Raw genomic sequence first — 16937 nt, 5'->3', positions numbered from 1 at the left:
GGCGCGACCAGCCCGGGGGAGGGCGAGTGAGCGGCGAACCCGAGCTGAGGGGGAGGGCCGCACGGCTCGCCCGCCTCTTCCCGGCCGGCCCGCGCCGGGCGGCCCGCACACCGTTCGTCCTCCTGGTCGTCCTCCTCCTCGGCGGCGGACTCATCGGCCTGCTCGTGCTGAACTCCGCCCTCAGCGAAGGGTCGTTCAAGATGGACGATCTGCAGAAGGACACCAAGAGCCTCACCGACGAGGAACAGGCGCTCCAGCGGGACATCGACTCCTACTCCGCCCCGGACGCCCTCCAGCGCCGCGCCCGCGAACTCGGCATGGTGCCCGGCGGGGACCCCGCCTTCCTCAGCCCCGACGGCGCCGTGAAGGGCGTCCCGTCCCCCGCCGGCCTGTCCTCCGCGCGGGACGCCCCCGTGGCCGTGCGCCCGCCGGAGGTCATCGGGGCCGGCGCCCCGGCGCCGCCCGCGCCGGGCGACACCCCGAACGCAGCCACCCCCACCACTGACGGCAGGTGACGGAAGTGTCCGACAGGGAACCGCCGCGCCGGCGCGTGCCCGGCCCCGCCCGGCCCGCCCGGCCCGCCCGTCCCGCGGCCAGGACACGGCGCCCCGGCCCCGGCGCCCGCCCCGCCCGCCGCCCTGCGGCGTCCCGGCCGGCGGCCCCGCGCGTGATCCGGCTCGGCAGCCCCCGCCCCCGGCTGCGCATGGTCGGCCTCGCCCTCACGCTCGTGATGGCCGCCTTCGTCGTCCGCCTGCTCCAGGTCCAGGCCGTCGACGCGAGCACCTACGCCGCCAAGGCCGAGCGCAACCGGTACGTCGGCCAGGTGCTGACCGCCGAACGCGGCGAGATCACCGACCGCTCCGGAGTCGCCCTCGCCACCAGCGAGGACGCCTACGACATCACCGCCGACCCGACGATGTTCGCCCGCGACCAGCTGAAGATCGACGACGGTCCCGAGCGGGCGGCCGCCCTCCTCGCGCCGATCCTCGGCCAGGAGCAGTCGGACCTGGTGAGGAAGCTGCGGCCCGAGGACCCCGAGGTGCGCTACACCAAGCTGGCCGGGCGTCAGACCCCACAGGTGTGGAAGCAGATCAAGGACCTGAAGTCGGCGCTCGCCACGAAGTCGGACACCGACCGCTCCACCGTCAACGTCCTCGCCGGCGTCTTCTCCGTGCCCAGCAGCAAGCGCGTGTACCCCAACGGGGGCCTCGCCGCCGGGATACTGGGCTGGGTCAACGCCGAGGGCAAGGGCGGAGGAGGCGTCGAGCAGCAGCTGAACGCCCTGCTCTCCGGCAAGGACGGCAAGATCCGCTACGCCCAGTCCGGCGGCCGTCAGGTGCCCACCGCGGGCTCCACCGAGACGCCCGCCGTGCCCGGCTCCGACGTCGAGCTGACGATCGACCGCGACATCCAGTGGGCCGCGCAGAACGCCATCACCGAGCAGGTGGAGAAGTCCCGGGCGGACCGCGGCTACGTCATCGTCCAGGACACCCGCACCGGCGAGATCCTCGCCATGGCCAACTCGCCCGGCTTCGACCCCAACGACCTGTCCGACGCCCGCCCCGAGGCCCTCGGCAACGCGGCCGTCCAGGACGCCTTCGAGCCCGGGTCGACCGCCAAGGTGATGTCGATGGCGGCCGTCCTGGAGGAGAACGCGGCCACCCCGCTCACGCACGTCACCGTGCCCAACCGGCTGCACCGAGGCGACCGGCTCTTCCAGGACGACATCGACCACCCGACCTGGTACCTCACGCTCAACGGCGTGCTCGCCAAGTCCAGCAACATCGGCACCATCCTGGCCACCGGCCAGCTCGGCAAAACGCAGTCCGAGGCCAACAAGGTGCTCTACTCCTACCTGCGCGAGTTCGGCATCGGCCGCGCCACCGGGCTCGGCTTCCCCGGCGAGACGCGGGGCATCCTCGCGGCGCCCGGGGCCTGGTCGACCTCGCAGCAGTACACGATCCCCTTCGGCCAGGGCATGTCCGTCAACGCGCTCCAGGCGGCCTCCGTCTACTCGACCATCGCCAACGGCGGCGTCCGCGTCCAGCCGAGCCTCGTACGCGGCACCAAGGGCCCCGACGGACGCTTCACCCCGGCCGACGCCCCGCAGAAGAAGCGCGTGGTGAGCCAGAAGACGGCCAGGACCCTCGCCCAGATGCTGGAGTCGGTCGTGGACGACGAGGAGGGCACCGGCACCAAGGCGCGCATCCCCGGCTACCGCGTGGCGGGCAAGACCGGCACCGCCAACCGCGTGGATCCGGCCACCGGCAAGTACCGCGGCTACACCTCGTCGTTCGCCGGATTCGCCCCCGCCGACGCCCCCCGCGTCACCGTGTACTGCGCCATCCAGAACGCCACCCAGGGAAGCTACTTCGGCGGTCAGATCTGCGGCCCCGTCTTCAAACAGGTCATGGAGTTCTCCCTGAAATCCCTCCAGATCCCGCCCACCGGGGCGAAGCCCGCGAAGCTGCCCGTCTCCTTCTCCCCGTGAACACCACAGCCAGGAACCAGCCCGTGACCATGATCACTCCCGACCCGGGGAACAGCGCCTCGCGCCGGCCCCCGTCCGAGCCCTCACTTCGCTCCCGGGCGGGTGCGCCCGGTACGCTCACCGCCGTGCCACACGCTGATCAGTCCCAAACCGCCCAGAAAGGCGCTTCCGTGACCTATCCGGGACCGCCGCGACCGGTTCACAGCTCCGCGACACCCCTCGCGCGGCTCGCCGATCAGCTGGGCGCCGAACAGCCGGGGAGTCCCGCCGAGGTCACGGGCATCACCCACGACTCGCGCGCCGTCCGCCCCGGCGACCTGTACGCCGCGCTCCCGGGGGCCCGTCTGCACGGCGCCGACTTCGTCACCCAGGCCGTCGGCCTCGGCGCCGTCGCCGTCCTGACCGACCCGACCGGAGCCGAGCGCTCCGCCGCGACCGGCCTGCCGGTCCTGGTCGTCGACGACCCCCGCGGGTCGATGGGCGAGCTGGCGGCCACCATCTACGGCCACCCGGGGCGCGACCTGCTCCAGATCGGCATCACCGGCACCTCCGGCAAGACCACCACCGCCTACCTCGTGGAGGGCGGCCTGCGGACCGCCCGCGCCACCGGGCTGATCGGCACCGTCGAGATGCGCATCGGCGACGAGCGCATCAAGTCCGAGCGCACCACGCCCGAGGCCACCGACCTCCAGGCGCTGTTCGCCGTCATGCGCGAGCGCGGCGTCGAGGCGGTCGCCATGGAGGTCTCCAGCCACGCGCTGGTCCTCGGCCGGGTCGACGGCTGCGTCTTCGACATCGCCGTCTTCAACAACCTCAGCCCGGAGCACATGGAGTTCCACTCCGGCATGGAGGACTACTTCCAGGCCAAGGCGAGCCTCTTCACCCCCGAGCGCAGCAAGCTCGGCGTGGTCAACTTCGACGACGAGTACGGCCGCCGCCTGATCGACGAGGCCACGGTCCCGGTCGTCACCTTCTCCGCCGAGGGCCACCCCGACGCCGACTGGCGCGCCGTGGACGTCCAGGTCGGCCCGATGGACTCGACGTTCACCGTCATCGGCCCCGACGGCCGCCGCATCGCCGCCAGGTCGCCGCTCGCCGGCCCGTTCAACGTGGCCAACGCCCTCGCCGCGATCGTCGCCCTCGCCGCCGCCGGATTCGACCCGCAGACCGCCGCCGACGGCGTCGCCGCCGTGCCGGGCGTGCCGGGCCGGCTGGAGCGCGTGGACGCCGGCCAGCCCTACCTCGCGGTCGTCGACTACGCGCACAAGACGGACGCCGTCGAGTCGGTCCTCAGGGCGCTGCGCAAGGTCACCAAGGGGCGGCTGCACGTCGTGCTCGGCTGCGGCGGCGACCGTGACGTCACCAAGCGCGGCCCGATGGGCGCCGCCGTCGCCCGGCTCGCCGACACCGCCCTGCTGACCTCCGACAACCCCCGCTCCGAGGACCCCCTCGCGATCCTGGCGACCATGCTCCAGGGCGCGGCGTCCGTGCCCTCCCACGAACGCGGCGAGGTGCAGCTCTTCGAGGACCGGGCCGCCGCGATCGCCGCGGCCGTCGGCCGCGCCCAGGCCGGGGACACCGTGCTGGTCGCGGGCAAGGGCCACGAGCAGGGCCAGGACATCGCCGGCGTGATCCGTCCCTTCGACGACCGCCAGGTGCTTCGCGAAGCTATCCAGAAGACCCAGGGATGAACTTGTGATCGCCCTCTCCCTCGCCGAGATCGCCGAAGTCGTCGGCGGGCAGACGCACGACATACCGGATCCGTCCGTCCAGGTCACCGGACCCGTCGTCCGGGACTCCCGTGAGGCCGGCCCCGGCAGCCTCTTCGTCGCCTTCGTCGGCGAACGCGCCGACGGCCACGACTACGCGCGCGCCGTCGTCGAGGCGGGCGCGGCGGCCGTCCTGGCGTCACGCCCCGTCGGCGTGCCGGCGATCGTCGTGGACGACGTCCAGGCGGCGCTCGGCGCCCTCGCCCGGCACGTCGTGCGCGAGCTCGGCACGACGCTCGTCGCCCTCACCGGCTCGGCGGGCAAGACCAGCACCAAGGACCTGATCGCCCAGGTGCTCCAGCGCAAGGCGCCCACCGTGTGGACGCCCGGTTCGCTCAACAACGAGATCGGGCTGCCGCTCACCGCGCTCAGCGCCACCGAGGAGACCCGTTTCCTGGTGCTGGAGATGGGCGCCCGCGGCATCGGCCACATCCGCTACCTCACTGGTCTTACGCCGCCGAGGATCGGACTCGTCCTGAACGTCGGTTCCGCCCACATCGGCGAGTTCGGCGGTCGCGAGCAGATCGCGCAGGCGAAGGGCGAACTCGTCGAGAGCCTGCCGCCGGCCGACGAGGGCGGCACCGCGATCCTCAACGCGGACGACCCCTTGGTCCGGGCCATGGCCTCCCGAACGAAGGCGAAGGTGATCCTTTTCGGAGAGTCCGGCGAAGCGGACGTACGCGCCGAGAACGTGCGACTCACGGACAGCGGACAGCCCGCCTTCAGCCTTCACACACCCTCCGGGTGCAGCGATGTGACCATGCGCCTGTACGGTGAGCACCACGTGTCGAACGCGCTCGCCGCGGCCGCCGTCGCCCATGAGCTGGGCATGTCCGCGGAAGAGATCGCCACCGCGCTTTCCGAGGCGGGCTCCCTCTCCCGCTGGCGGATGGAGGTCACCGAGCGCCCGGACGGCGTGACGATCGTCAACGACGCCTACAACGCGAACCCCGAGTCCATGCGTGCCGCACTGCGCGCGCTGGCTGCCATCGGCAGGGGTCGGCGGACCTGGGCGGTGCTCGGCAAGATGGCCGAGCTCGGGGACGAGGCGCTCGCCGAGCACGACGCGGTCGGACGGCTCGCCGTCCGGCTCAACGTCAGCAAGCTCGTCGCGGTCGGGGGCAGGGAAGCCGCCTGGCTGCAACTGGGCGCATATAACGAGGGTTCGTGGGGTGAGGAGTCGGTGCACGTGTCCGACGCACAGGCGGCGGTCGACCTGTTGCGCAGCGAGTTGCGCCCGGGAGACGTCGTACTCGTGAAGGCGTCCCGTTCGGTCGGTCTCGAGAGCGTCGCACAGGCGCTGCTCGACACCGGTGCCGAGGGTGAGGTCGCGGCCCGATGATGAAGCAGATCCTGTTCGCGGGAGTCATCGGCCTCTTCCTGACCCTGGTCGGCACACCACTGCTGATCAAGCTGCTCGCGCGCAAGGGTTACGGCCAGTACATCCGCGACGACGGCCCGCGCGAGCACGCCAGCAAGCGCGGTACGCCGACCATGGGCGGCATCGCCTTCATACTGGCGACGGTCGCCGCGTACTTCCTGTCCAAGCTGATCACGGGCAAGCCGCCGACCTACACCGGTCTGCTGGTGCTGGGCCTGATGTGCGGCATGGGCCTGGTCGGCTTCCTCGACGACTACATCAAGATCGTCAAGAGGCGCTCCCTGGGGCTGCGGGCCAAGGCGAAGATGGCCGGCCAGCTGATCGTCGGCATCGGCTTCGCGGTGCTCTCGCTGCAGTTCGCCGACTCCCGGGGCAACACCCCGGCCTCCACCAAGCTGTCGTTCATCACGGACTTCGGCTGGTCGATCGGCCCGGTGCTGTTCGTCGTCTGGGCGCTGTTCATGATCCTCGCGATGTCCAACGGCGTGAACCTCACGGACGGTCTGGACGGTCTCGCCACCGGCGCCTCGGTCCTCGTCTTCGGCGCCTACACCTTCATCGGCGTCTGGCAGTACCAGGAGTCCTGCGCCAACGGCGAGACGCTGACCAACCCCAACGCCTGCTACGAGGTGCGCGATCCGCTGGACCTCGCGGTCATCTCCGCCGCGCTGATGGGCGCCTGCCTCGGCTTCCTGTGGTGGAACACCTCGCCGGCCAAGATCTTCATGGGCGACACCGGTTCGCTCGCGCTCGGCGGCGTCCTCACCGGCCTCGCCATCTGCTCCCGCACCGAGCTGCTGGTGGCCATCATGGGCGGCCTGTTCGTCCTCATCACCATGTCGGTGGTCATCCAGGTCGGCTCGTTCCGCCTCACCGGCAAGCGCGTCTTCCGGATGGCGCCGCTCCAGCACCACTTCGAACTCAAGGGCTGGTCCGAAGTCCTTGTCGTGGTCCGCTTCTGGATCATCCAGGGCATCTGCGTCATCGTCGGACTCGGCCTCTTCTACGCGGGATGGGCAGCGGACAAGTGACCGACTGGCAGGGCAAGAACGTCACCGTCGCCGGACTCGGCGTGTCCGGCGTCCCGGCGGCCAAGGTGCTGCACGGACTCGGCGCGAGGGTCACCGTCGTCAACGACGGCGACGACCCGCGCGCGCGTGCCCAGGCCGCCGAACTCCAGGCGCTCGGCGTCACCGTGCGCTTCGGTGACGGGACGACCCTGCCCGAAGGCACCGAACTGATCGTCACCGCGCCCGGGTGGCAGCCCGACAAGCCGCTGTTCACCGCGGCTCGCGAGGCCGGGGTGCCGGTGTGGGGCGACGTCGAACTCGCCTGGCGGCTGCGGGAGCTGGACGGCAGGAAGGCCGCTCCCTGGCTCTGCGTCACCGGCACCAACGGCAAGACCACCACCACGCAGATGCTCGCCTCCATCCTCAAGGCGGCGGGCCTGCGTGCGGCGGCCGTCGGCAACATCGGCGTCTCCCTGCTGGACGCGGTCCTCGGCGAGGAGCCGTACGACGTCCTCGCCGTGGAGCTCTCCAGCTACCAGTTGCACTGGGCGCCGTCCCTGCGGGCCCACTCCGCCACCGTGTTGAACCTCGCCCCCGACCATCTCGACTGGCACGGCTCCATGGAGGCGTACGCCAGGGACAAGGGGCGCATCTACGAGGGCAATCGGGTCGCCTGCGTCTACAACGTCGCCGACAAGGCCACCGAGGACCTGGTGCGCGAGGCCGACGTCGAGGAGGGCTGCCGGGCGATCGGCTTCACCCTCGGCGCACCGGCCCCCTCCCAACTCGGCGTCGTGGACGGCATCCTGGTCGACCGCGCCTTCGTCGAGAACCGGCAGAAGAACGCCCAGGAGCTCGCCGAGGTCTCCGACGTCAACCCCCCGGTCCCGCACAACGTCGCCAACGCCCTGGCCGCGGCGGCCCTCGCGCGCGCCTTCGGGGTGCCCCCGCAAGCCGTCCGGGACGGCCTGCGGGCCTTCGTCCCGGACGCCCACCGCATGGCCCATGTGGCCGACGTGGACGGCGTCTCCTACGTCGACGACTCCAAGGCCACCAACACCCACGCCACGGAAGCCTCGTTGGCGGCCTACGAGTCGATCGTCTGGGTCGCGGGCGGACTGGCGAAGGGCGCCACCTTCGACGAACTGGTCGCCAAGTCGGCCGCGCGGCTGCGCGGGGCCGTCCTCATCGGCGCCGATCGGGAGCTGATCCGGGACGCCCTCGCGCGACACGCCCCGGAAGTACCCGTCGTCGACCTCGACCGGACCGACACTGGGGCGATGCTCCAGGCCGTCCAGGAGGCGAAGCGGCTGGCGCGGCCCGGCGACACGGTGCTGCTCGCCCCGGCCTGCGCCTCCATGGACATGTTCGCCAACTACAACCAGCGCGGTGACGCGTTCGCGGAGGCCGTTCGCGAACTCGGCGCGTGACCCGGCCGCCGCCGGGCGGACCTTGGGAGGGACGCGTGGGACCGTCGAGGTTCACCTTCAGCGGAGGCCGCGGTGCCCGGTAGCCGAACCGGGCGTCCGCCCGTCCAGCGCGCCGTCCGCAGGCCCGCCGCCTCCCCGCCGCGACCGGAGAACCCCGTGCTGCGGCTGTACACCCGCGCGCGCAAGGCCTGGGACCGGCCGCTGACCGCCTACTACCTGATCCTCGGCGGCAGCCTGCTGATCACCGTGCTCGGTCTGGTGATGGTCTACTCGGCCTCGCAGATCAAGGCGCTGCAGATGTCGCTGCCGGGCTCGTTCTTCTTCCGCAAGCAGTTCCTCGCAGCCGCCATGGGCGGGGCGCTGCTGCTGATCGCCTCCCGGATGCCGGTGAAGCTGCACCGGGCGCTCGCCTACCCCATCCTCGCCGGCGCCGTCTTCCTGATGGTCCTGGTGCAGATCCCGGGGATAGGGATGGCGGTCAACGGCAACCAGAACTGGATCTCGCTCGGCGGCTCCTTCCAGATCCAGCCCAGCGAGTTCGGCAAGCTCGCCCTGGTGCTGTGGGGCGCGGACCTGCTCGCCCGCAAACACGACCGGAAGCTGCTGACCCAGTGGAAGCACATGCTCGTACCGCTCGTGCCGGTCGCGTTCATGCTGCTCGGACTGATCATGCTCGGCGGCGACATGGGCACGGCGATCATCCTGACGGCGGTCCTGTTCGGCCTGCTGTGGCTGGCGGGCGCGCCCACCCGGCTCTTCGTCGGGGTGCTGTCCGTAGCGGCGGTGATCGGCTTCATCCTGATCCGGACCAGCGACAACCGCATGGCCCGCCTCCAGTGCCTGGGCGCCACCGAGCCCCAGGCGGGCAAGGTCGACTGCTGGCAGGCCGTGCACGGGATCTACGCGCTCGCCTCCGGCGGGATCTTCGGATCCGGCCTCGGGGCGAGCGTGGAGAAATGGGGCCAACTCCCCGAAGCCCACACGGACTTCATCTTCGCCGTCACCGGTGAGGAACTGGGCCTGGCGGGGACGCTGTCGGTGCTCGCCCTGTTCGCGGCTCTAGGCTATGCGGGTATCCGCGTGGCCGGACGCACGGAGGACCCCTTCGTGAGGTACGCCGCGGGAGGTGTGACCACCTGGATCACCGCGCAGGCGGTGGTCAACATCGGTGCGGTGCTCGGTCTGCTGCCGATCGCCGGGGTCCCCCTCCCGCTGTTCTCCTACGGAGGGTCCGCCCTGCTGCCGACCATGTTCGCCATCGGGCTGCTGATCGCCTTCGCACGCGACGAGCCCGCTGCGCGGGCAGCGCTTGCGATGCGGCCTCCCCGCTTTGGTAGAAAACGGGGAGCCGGGGGCTCTGCTTCCCTGAGGGGGCCCCGGAGATGGAACACGATGCGACGGCGTGCCTCGGCGGCGCGCTCGTCCGGAGAGCGGTGAATTTCGGTGCATGTCGTACTCGCCGGTGGGGGGACCGCCGGCCACATCGAGCCCGCGCTCGCCCTCGCGGACGCCCTGCGCAGGCAGGACCCGACCGTGGGGATCACAGCCCTGGGCACGGAGCGCGGCCTGGAGACCACGCTCGTTCCCCAGCGGGGCTACGAACTGGCGCTGATCCCCGCCGTCCCGCTGCCGCGCAAGCCCACCCCTGAGCTGATCACCGTCCCGGGCCGGCTGCGCGGCACGATCAAGGCGACCGAGCAGATCCTGGAGCGCACCAAGGCGGACGTCGTCGTCGGCTTCGGCGGTTACGTCGCCCTGCCCGGCTATCTGGCCGCCAAGCGCCTGGGTGTGCCGATCGTCATCCACGAGGCCAACGCCCGCCCCGGACTGGCCAACAAGATCGGCTCCCGGTACGCCGCCCGCGTCGCCGTCTCCACCCCCGACAGCAAGCTCCGCGACGCCCGCTACATCGGCATCCCGCTGCGGCGTTCCATCGCCACCCTGGACCGGGCCGCGGCGCGCCCGGAGGCCCGCCACATGTTCGGCCTCGACCCCAACCTGCCGACGCTGCTCGTCTCCGGCGGCTCGCAGGGCGCCCGCCGGCTCAACGAGGTGATCCAGCAGGTCGCGCCGTGGCTTCAGCAGGCCGGCATCCAGATCCTGCACGCGGTCGGGCCGAAGAACGAACTGCCCCATGTCCAGCAGATGCCGGGAATGCCCCCCTACATCCCGGTACCGTACCTGGACCGGATGGATCTCGCGTACGCCGCGGCCGACATGATGCTCTGCCGCGCGGGCGCGATGACCGTCGCCGAACTCTCCGCCGTCGGACTCCCGGCCGCCTACGTCCCGCTGCCCATCGGCAACGGCGAACAGCGGCTGAACGCCCAGCCGGTGGTCAAGGCGGGCGGCGGACTGCTCGTCGACGACGCGGAGCTCACCCCGGAGTGGGTCCGGGAGAGCGTCCTGCCCGTGCTCGCCGATCCGCACCGGCTGTACGAGATGTCCCGCGCCGCCAGTGAGTTCGGCCGCCGGGACGCGGACGAGCTGCTCGTCCGCATGGTGTACGAGGCGATCGCCTCGCGCTGAGACCCGTAACGGACAGGCGGCGAGGGGCGCCGGCCGGGGCGCCCCGGCCGGCGCCCCGGGCCACGGAAAGGAGCGCGCGTGGCCAGAGCCGCCACCGCCGAACGCGGTGCACCCCCGCAGGAGCCGTCCGGCCCGCCCCTCCTTCGGAGGCTGGGCCCACGCCGGCTTCGTACGATCATCATCATCGCGGTGGTCCTGGTGCTCCTCGGGGCGGGCGTCGTCTGGGCGTTGTACGGCTCGCGGTGGCTGCGGGTGGAGCGCGTCTCGGTCGTCGGCACCCAGGTGCTGACACCGGACCAGGTGCGTGCCGCCGCGGCCGTTCCGGTCGGCTCGCCCCTGGTCTCCGTCGACACCGGCGCGATCGAGGCGCGCCTGCGCGCGGAGTTGCCCCGGATCGACTCGGTGGACGTGGTCCGTTCCTGGCCGCATGAAATCGGCTTGAAAGTGACCGAACGCAAGCCCGTCCTGCTGGTTCGAAAAGGGCGGAATTTCGTGGAAGTGGACGATGACGGCGTCCGTTTCGCCACGGTTTCCGAGGCGCCCGCGGGCGTTCCGCTGCTGAAATTGGAAGCCGCTTCCTCCGGTTCGGCCGCCGCGAGCATGCGCCGCTTCGGCGAGGCGCGTCTGGTCCGCGAGGCGGTCCGGGCCGCGGGGGCGCTTCCGGCCGCCGTCGCGCGGGAGGCCCGGCTGGTCAAGGTCCGTTCCTACGACGACATCTCGCTGGACCTGAGCGGTGGCCGTACGGTCGCCTGGGGGAGCGCCGAGAAGGGCGCCGCGAAGGCCCGCACCCTCACCGCGCTCATGAAAGCCTCCCCGGGGGCACGGCACTTCGACGTCAGCGTCCCCACAGCCCCGGCGTCATCCGCGAGTTGACGCACATCAGCGCAGGCCAGCACCCTGGTTGGGCACCGCTACGGCTGATCACATAGGGTGAAAAGAAAAACGGGAGGTTCGGCGTGTTCGTTGAACGGGCGCCACTTGTCGACTTAGTGTCCTGTTCAGAAGACTCCAAGGAACAGACACACTGGTAACCCTAAACTTCAGGGTTAGGGTTCGGGTCGGCGAAACGGACCGTCCCATTCGGCATCAGTCGCCGGAGCGCGGAGCGCTGAGCGCCCCCGCGAACCGACGACACGTAACTCGAGGCGAGAGGCCTTCGACGTGGCAGCACCGCAGAACTACCTCGCAGTCATCAAAGTCATCGGTGTCGGCGGCGGTGGTGTCAATGCCATCAACCGGATGATCGAGGTCGGTCTCAAGGGCGTCGAGTTCATCGCCATCAACACCGACGCGCAGGCGCTGTTGATGAGCGACGCCGACGTCAAGCTCGACGTCGGCCGCGAACTCACCCGCGGACTCGGCGCCGGAGCCAACCCGGCCGTCGGCCGCAAGGCCGCCGAGGACCACCGCGAGGAGATCGAGGAGGTCCTCAAGGGGGCCGACATGGTCTTCGTGACGGCCGGTGAAGGCGGCGGCACCGGCACCGGCGGCGCGCCCGTCGTGGCCAACATCGCGCGCTCCCTGGGCGCCCTCACCATCGGCGTGGTCACCCGCCCGTTCACCTTCGAGGGACGGCGCCGCGCCAACCAGGCCGAGGACGGCATCGCCGAACTCCGCGAAGAGGTCGACACCCTCATCGTCATCCCCAACGACCGGCTGCTGTCCATCTCGGACCGCCAGGTCTCCGTCCTCGACGCCTTCAAGTCGGCGGACCAGGTCCTGCTCTCCGGCGTCCAGGGCATCACCGACCTCATCACCACGCCCGGTCTGATCAACCTCGACTTCGCCGACGTCAAGTCGGTCATGTCCGAGGCCGGTTCGGCCCTCATGGGCATCGGCTCGGCCCGCGGCGACGACCGCGCGGTGGCCGCCGCCGAGATGGCGATCTCCTCGCCGCTCCTGGAAGCCTCCATCGACGGCGCCCGGGGCGTGCTGCTCTCCATCTCCGGCGGCTCCGACCTCGGCCTGTTCGAGATCAACGAGGCCGCCCAGCTGGTCAGCGAGGCCGCGCACCCCGAGGCCAACATCATCTTCGGCGCGGTCATCGACGACGCGCTCGGCGACGAGGTCCGGGTCACCGTGATCGCGGCCGGCTTCGACGGGGGGCAGCCCCCGGCCCGCCGCGACAACGTCATCGGCTCCGCGTCGTCGTCGGGCTCGGCGTCCCCCGCGCCCAGCCGCCGGGACGAGCCGGCCCCGGCGCGTCAGCCGGAGAGCCGCCCGAGCTTCGGCTCGCTCGGCAGCGTCACCCCGAAGGAGGACCCGGAGCCGGCTCCCGAGCCGGTGGCCGAGATCCCGGTCGCCCCGCCGGTCCCGTCGTCGCGGACCTACACCGACAGCGCGGCCGAAGAGCTGGACGTACCGGACTTCCTGAAGTGATAGGACGGCGCGAGAGCGCGAGCGGCGCGCACTTCGCCTTCACCGACCGGTGGGGCGGGGTGAGCGCCGTTCCGTATGAGCAGCTCAACCTCGGCGGCGGGGTCGGCGACGACCCCGGGGCCGTGCGCACCAACCGGGAACTGGCCGCGAAGTCGCTCGGGCTCGACCCGGAGTACGTCGTCTGGATGAACCAGGTGCACGGCGTCGGCGTCGCCGAGGTCGGCGAGCCCGCGGGAGACGGGCCCGTCCCCGACGTCGACGCGCTCGTCACCGCCCGCCGCGGCCTCGCCCTCGCCGTCCTCACCGCCGACTGCACGCCCGTCCTGCTCGCCGACCCGGTCGCGGGGGTCGCCGCCGCGGCCCACGCCGGCCGGTCCGGCATGATCGCCGGGATCGTCCCGGCCACCGTGCGGGCCATGGTGGAGCTCGGCGCCGAACCCGCCCGGATCGTCGCCCGCACCGGACCCGCCGTGTGCGGCCGGTGCTACGAGGTGCCGGCGGCGATGCGCGCCGAGGTGGCCGCCGTCGAGCCGGCGGCGTACGCCGAAACGAGCTGGGGCACGCCGGCGGTCGACGTGACCGCCGGAGTGCACGCGCAGCTCGCGCGCCTCGGGGTGCACGACCGGGAGCAGTCGCCGGTGTGCACGCGGGAGTCGCAGGACCACTTCTCTTACCGCCGCGACCGCACCACGGGGCGACTCGCGGGATATGTCTGGCTGGACTGATAGGGCATGACGGACCGTAGGGACGAACTCGCCGGGAACCTGGCGAAGGTGGAGGAGCGCATCGCCGCCGCGTGCGCGGCGGCCGGGCGCCGGCGGGACGAGGTGACCCTGATCGTCGTCACCAAGACCTACCCGGCCGCGGACGTGCGGATCCTGTCGGAGCTCGGCGTGCGCCACGTCGCGGAGAACCGCGACCAGGACGCGGCGCCTAAAGCCGCGGCTTGCTCGGATCTGCCCCTTTCCTGGCACTTCGTGGGCCAGCTGCAGACGAACAAAGTCCGTTCGGTGGTCGGTTACGCCGATGTCGTGCAGTCCGTCGACCGCGTCAAGCTGGTGACTGCCCTGTCGAAGGAAGCCGCACGGGCCGGGCGCGAGGTGGGCTGCCTCATCCAGGTCGCGCTCGACGCGCCGGAGCGTTCGGCCGGCTCGGGCGGTGTCGGCGAGCGGGGCGGCGTGTCGCCCGGCTCGGTCGAGGAGTTGGCCGCCGCCGTCGCGGCCGCCGATGGTCTGCGGCTTGACGGACTGATGACCGTCGCACCCCTGACCGGCGAGTACGCCGGTCGTCAAAGGGCGGCGTTCCAGCGGTTGATGGATTTGTCGACCGACCTGCGCCGGGCCCATCCGACTGCGAACATGGTCTCCGCAGGGATGAGTGCGGATCTGGAGGAAGCCGTGGCTGCCGGGGCGACACATGTACGCGTCGGCACTGCGGTACTCGGAGTACGCGCGAGGCTCGGGTAACGTCGCCAGAAAGTCGGACCACAGCAGAAAATATGGTCATTACCGCTTGACAGCGGGCGTAAGGACCACGTGGATCGCGGGACTTGGCAGTCGTCAGCCGATCCACCACAGAGCGGAGGACTCAGAGAATGGCCGGCGCGATGCGCAAGATGGCGGTCTACCTCGGCCTCGTGGAGGACGATGGGTACGACGGCCGGGGCTTCGACCCCGACGACGACTTCGAACCCGAGCTCGACCCGGAGCCCGAGCGCGATCACCGGCGGCACGAGCCGCCGCACCAGGCACATGTCGCACATCAGTCCCAAAGGGACGAAGAGGTGCGTATCGTCCAACCGCCCGCGCCACGCGAGCCGGTGGCGCGGGCCGCTTCGCTCCCCGCGGAATCCGGACGCCCCGCGCGCATCGCGCCCGTGGCATCCATCACACAAGAACGCCAGTCCCTGGAGAAGAACGCACCGGTGATCATGCCCAAGGTCGTGTCGGAACGAGAGCCGTACCGGATCACCACGCTGCACCCCCGGACGTACAACGAGGCCCGTACCATCGGGGAACACTTCCGTGAGGGCACTCCGGTGATCATGAATCTGACTGAGATGGATGACACAGACGCAAAGCGACTTGTCGACTTTGCGGCCGGTTTGGTGTTTGGTCTTCACGGCAGCATCGAGCGGGTGACGCAGAAGGTGTTCCTGTTGTCGCCTGCTAACGTCGATGTCACGGCGGAGGACAAGGCCCGCATCGCAGAGGGCGGGTTCTTCAACCAGAGCTGAGAGACTCGGCCGGAAACAGCAGTACGAGTGAGCGTGTGAGCAGGGGAGAGGGAAGCACCGAACATGAGCGTGGTCCTGGATGTCGTCTACATCGCGCTGATGGTCTTCCTCATCGTGCTCATCTTCCGACTGGTCATGGACTACGTCTTCCAGTTCGCCCGCTCATGGCAACCCGGCAAGGCGATGGTGGTCGTTCTGGAGGCCACCTACACTGTCACCGATCCACCGCTCAAGCTTCTGCGGCGGGTCATCCCGCCGCTGCGTCTCGGGGGCGTGGCGCTCGACCTGTCCTTCTTCGTACTGATGATCATCGTCTACATCCTGATCACGATCGTGAGGCAGCTGTGAGTCGATGTGAACTACCGTCTTGCCGAATGCCGACGACTACGTTGAGGTGAAGAGATGCCGTTGACCCCCGAGGACGTGCGGAACAAGCAGTTCACGACCGTCCGCCTCCGAGAAGGCTATGACGAGGACGAGGTCGATGCCTTCCTCGACGAGGTCGAAGCCGAACTGACCCGTCTGCTCCGCGAGAACGAGGACCTGCGCGCCAAACTGGCCGCGGCCACGCGCGCTGCTGCCCAGAACCAGCAGAACATGCGCAAGCCCCCGGAGCAGCAGGACGGCCCGCAGCAGGGCATGCCGCCGCAACAGCAGCAGGGCATGCCCCAGCAGGGCATGCGAGGTCCCGGCGCTCCGGTGCCCGCCGGCATATCGGGCCCGCCGCAGCAGCAGATGGGTGGCCCCATGGGTGGGCCGCCCCAGCTGCCGAGCGGTGCCCCGCAGCTGCCCGCCGGCCCCGGCGGCGGTCAGGGCGGTCCCCAGGGTCAGGGTCCGATGGGTCAGGGTCCGATGGGTCAGGGTCCGATGGGTCAGGGCCCGATGGGTCAGGGCCCGATGGGCCAGGGCCCGATGGGCGGTCAGCCCCCCATGCAGCAGCAGATGGGCGGTCCGATGGGCGGCCCCATGGGCGGTCCGATGGGCGGCCCCGGTCAGGGAGGCCCCGGTGGCGACAGCGCCGCCCGTGTCCTGTCGCTGGCCCAGCAGACCGCCGACCAGGCGATCGCGGAGGCCCGTTCCGAGGCCAACAAGATCGTCGGCGAGGCGCGTTCGCGCGCCGAGGGTCTGGAGCGTGACGCCCGGGCCAAGGCCGACGCCCTGGAGCGGGACGCTCAGGAGAAGCACCGCGTCGCGATGGGCTCCCTGGAGTCCGCTCGCGCCACGCTGGAGCGCAAGGTCGAGGACCTGCGCGGCTTCGAGCGCGAGTACCGTACGCGCCTGAAGTCGTACCTGGAGTCCCAGCTGCGCCAGTTGGAGACGCAGGCGGACGACTCCCTCGCCCCGCCGCGCACCCCGGCCACGGCTTCCCTGCCGCCGTCCCCGGCGCCTTCCATGGCTCCGGCCGGCGCCAGCGCCCCGTCCTACGGCGGCAACCAGGGCATGGGCGGCCCGAGCCCCGCTGCTCCGTCCTACGGCGGCCAGCAGCAGATGTCTCCCGCCATGACCCAGCCGATGGCGCCGGTACGACCGCAGGGTCCCTCCCCGATGGGGCAGGCTCCCTCGCCGATGCGTGGCTTCCTCATCGACGAGGACGACAACTGACGGCCAGTAGTACGCCTCAGGCGTCGGCAGCGTTCAAAGGGCGGGGCCCCGGATTCCTATCCGGGGCCCCGCCCTTTTTACGCGCGTTGCGCTCGAGAACCGACGGGAGC

15 protein-coding genes are annotated in these 16937 nt (G+C 71.1%); all 15 read left to right on the top strand.

Going from position 1 to position 16937, the window contains the following annotated elements; genetic code table 11:
• Positions 1-26: 26 nt before the first annotated feature.
• The 15 genes from ACIRS4_RS08385 to ACIRS4_RS08315 all read left to right on the top strand — a co-directional run bounded on the left by ACIRS4_RS08385 (position 27) and on the right by ACIRS4_RS08315 (position 16827).
• Positions 27-515, top strand: coding sequence for a septum formation initiator family protein (locus ACIRS4_RS08385; protein ID WP_404191831.1), 489 nt, complete (start codon positions 27-29; stop codon positions 513-515).
• A 5-nt stretch (positions 516-520) separates the two neighbouring features.
• Positions 521-2491, top strand: coding sequence for a peptidoglycan D,D-transpeptidase FtsI family protein (locus tag ACIRS4_RS08380; protein WP_404191828.1), 1971 nt, complete (start codon positions 521-523; stop codon positions 2489-2491).
• 170 nt (positions 2492-2661) lie between these two features.
• Positions 2662-4182 carry a UDP-N-acetylmuramoyl-L-alanyl-D-glutamate--2,6-diaminopimelate ligase gene (locus tag ACIRS4_RS08375; RefSeq protein ID WP_404191825.1) on the top strand — a complete coding sequence of 507 codons (1521 nt, stop codon included), beginning with the start codon at positions 2662-2664 and terminating at the stop codon, positions 4180-4182.
• A gap of 4 nt (positions 4183-4186) precedes the next feature.
• Positions 4187-5602, top strand: a complete 1416-nt coding sequence (gene murF, locus ACIRS4_RS08370) for a UDP-N-acetylmuramoyl-tripeptide--D-alanyl-D-alanine ligase (protein WP_352246300.1) — start codon at positions 4187-4189, stop codon at positions 5600-5602.
• The gene (mraY, locus tag ACIRS4_RS08365) at positions 5599-6672 is read left to right on the top strand and encodes a phospho-N-acetylmuramoyl-pentapeptide-transferase (RefSeq protein ID WP_130437212.1); all 1074 of its coding nucleotides are present in this window, start codon (positions 5599-5601) and stop codon (positions 6670-6672) included. Before murF ends, mraY begins: the two co-directional genes overlap by 4 nt.
• Positions 6654-8081 (top strand): UDP-N-acetylmuramoyl-L-alanine--D-glutamate ligase, encoded by a 1428-nt coding sequence (gene murD / locus ACIRS4_RS08360; RefSeq protein ID WP_404191820.1) that lies wholly within the window; start codon positions 6654-6656, stop codon positions 8079-8081. Before mraY ends, murD begins: the two co-directional genes overlap by 19 nt.
• 72 nt (positions 8082-8153) lie before the next feature.
• Positions 8154-9518, top strand: coding sequence for a putative lipid II flippase FtsW (ftsW, locus tag ACIRS4_RS08355; RefSeq protein WP_404191818.1), 1365 nt, complete (start codon positions 8154-8156; stop codon positions 9516-9518).
• 6 nt (positions 9519-9524) lie between these two features.
• Positions 9525-10610 carry an undecaprenyldiphospho-muramoylpentapeptide beta-N-acetylglucosaminyltransferase gene (murG, locus tag ACIRS4_RS08350; protein WP_404191815.1) on the top strand — a complete coding sequence of 362 codons (1086 nt, stop codon included), beginning with the start codon at positions 9525-9527 and terminating at the stop codon, positions 10608-10610.
• A 78-nt stretch (positions 10611-10688) separates the two neighbouring features.
• Complete coding sequence (locus tag ACIRS4_RS08345) at positions 10689-11483, top strand: cell division protein FtsQ/DivIB (RefSeq protein ID WP_404191812.1); 795 nt, start codon at positions 10689-10691, stop codon at positions 11481-11483.
• Between the two features lie 288 nt (positions 11484-11771).
• Positions 11772-12989: a cell division protein FtsZ gene (ftsZ, locus tag ACIRS4_RS08340; protein ID WP_404191810.1), complete on the top strand. Its 1218-nt coding sequence runs from the start codon at positions 11772-11774 to the stop codon at positions 12987-12989.
• Positions 12986-13714 carry a peptidoglycan editing factor PgeF gene (pgeF, locus tag ACIRS4_RS08335; RefSeq protein ID WP_404191807.1) on the top strand — a complete coding sequence of 243 codons (729 nt, stop codon included), beginning with the start codon at positions 12986-12988 and terminating at the stop codon, positions 13712-13714. The genes ftsZ and pgeF overlap by 4 nt, the downstream gene beginning before the upstream one ends.
• Before the next feature lie 6 nt (positions 13715-13720).
• Complete coding sequence (locus ACIRS4_RS08330; RefSeq protein ID WP_404191805.1) at positions 13721-14455, top strand: YggS family pyridoxal phosphate-dependent enzyme; 735 nt, start codon at positions 13721-13723, stop codon at positions 14453-14455.
• Between the two features lie 128 nt (positions 14456-14583).
• Complete coding sequence (locus tag ACIRS4_RS08325) at positions 14584-15225, top strand: cell division protein SepF (protein WP_130437220.1); 642 nt, start codon at positions 14584-14586, stop codon at positions 15223-15225.
• Positions 15226-15288: 63 nt separating this feature from the next.
• Positions 15289-15573, top strand: coding sequence for a YggT family protein (locus ACIRS4_RS08320; protein WP_404191802.1), 285 nt, complete (start codon positions 15289-15291; stop codon positions 15571-15573).
• A 54-nt stretch (positions 15574-15627) separates the two neighbouring features.
• On the top strand, positions 15628-16827 hold the full coding sequence (locus ACIRS4_RS08315) for a DivIVA domain-containing protein (RefSeq protein WP_404191799.1): 1200 nt from the start codon (positions 15628-15630) through the stop codon (positions 16825-16827).
• Positions 16828-16937: the final 110 nt, after the last annotated feature.

This window comes from Streptomyces sp. NPDC101166, from assembly GCF_044768125.1.
Taxonomy (GTDB): Bacteria; Actinomycetota; Actinomycetes; order Streptomycetales; family Streptomycetaceae; genus Streptomyces.
Note: the sequence above shows the minus strand (reverse complement) of the source record. Positions and strands in the feature narration are given on the sequence as shown.

Excerpts from the sequence above, each read along its gene's own strand:
- mraY (WP_130437212.1), top strand. The coding sequence starts at position 5,599 with ATGATGAAGCAGATCCTGTTCGCGGGAGTCATCGGCCTCTTCCTGACC.
- murD (WP_404191820.1), top strand. The coding sequence starts at position 6,654 with ATGGGCAGCGGACAAGTGACCGACTGGCAGGGCAAGAACGTCACCGTC.
- ACIRS4_RS08330 (WP_404191805.1), top strand. The coding sequence starts at position 13,721 with ATGACGGACCGTAGGGACGAACTCGCCGGGAACCTGGCGAAGGTGGAG.
- ACIRS4_RS08325 (WP_130437220.1), top strand. The coding sequence starts at position 14,584 with ATGGCCGGCGCGATGCGCAAGATGGCGGTCTACCTCGGCCTCGTGGAG.
- ACIRS4_RS08320 (WP_404191802.1), top strand. The coding sequence starts at position 15,289 with ATGAGCGTGGTCCTGGATGTCGTCTACATCGCGCTGATGGTCTTCCTC.
- ACIRS4_RS08315 (WP_404191799.1), top strand. The coding sequence starts at position 15,628 with ATGCCGTTGACCCCCGAGGACGTGCGGAACAAGCAGTTCACGACCGTC.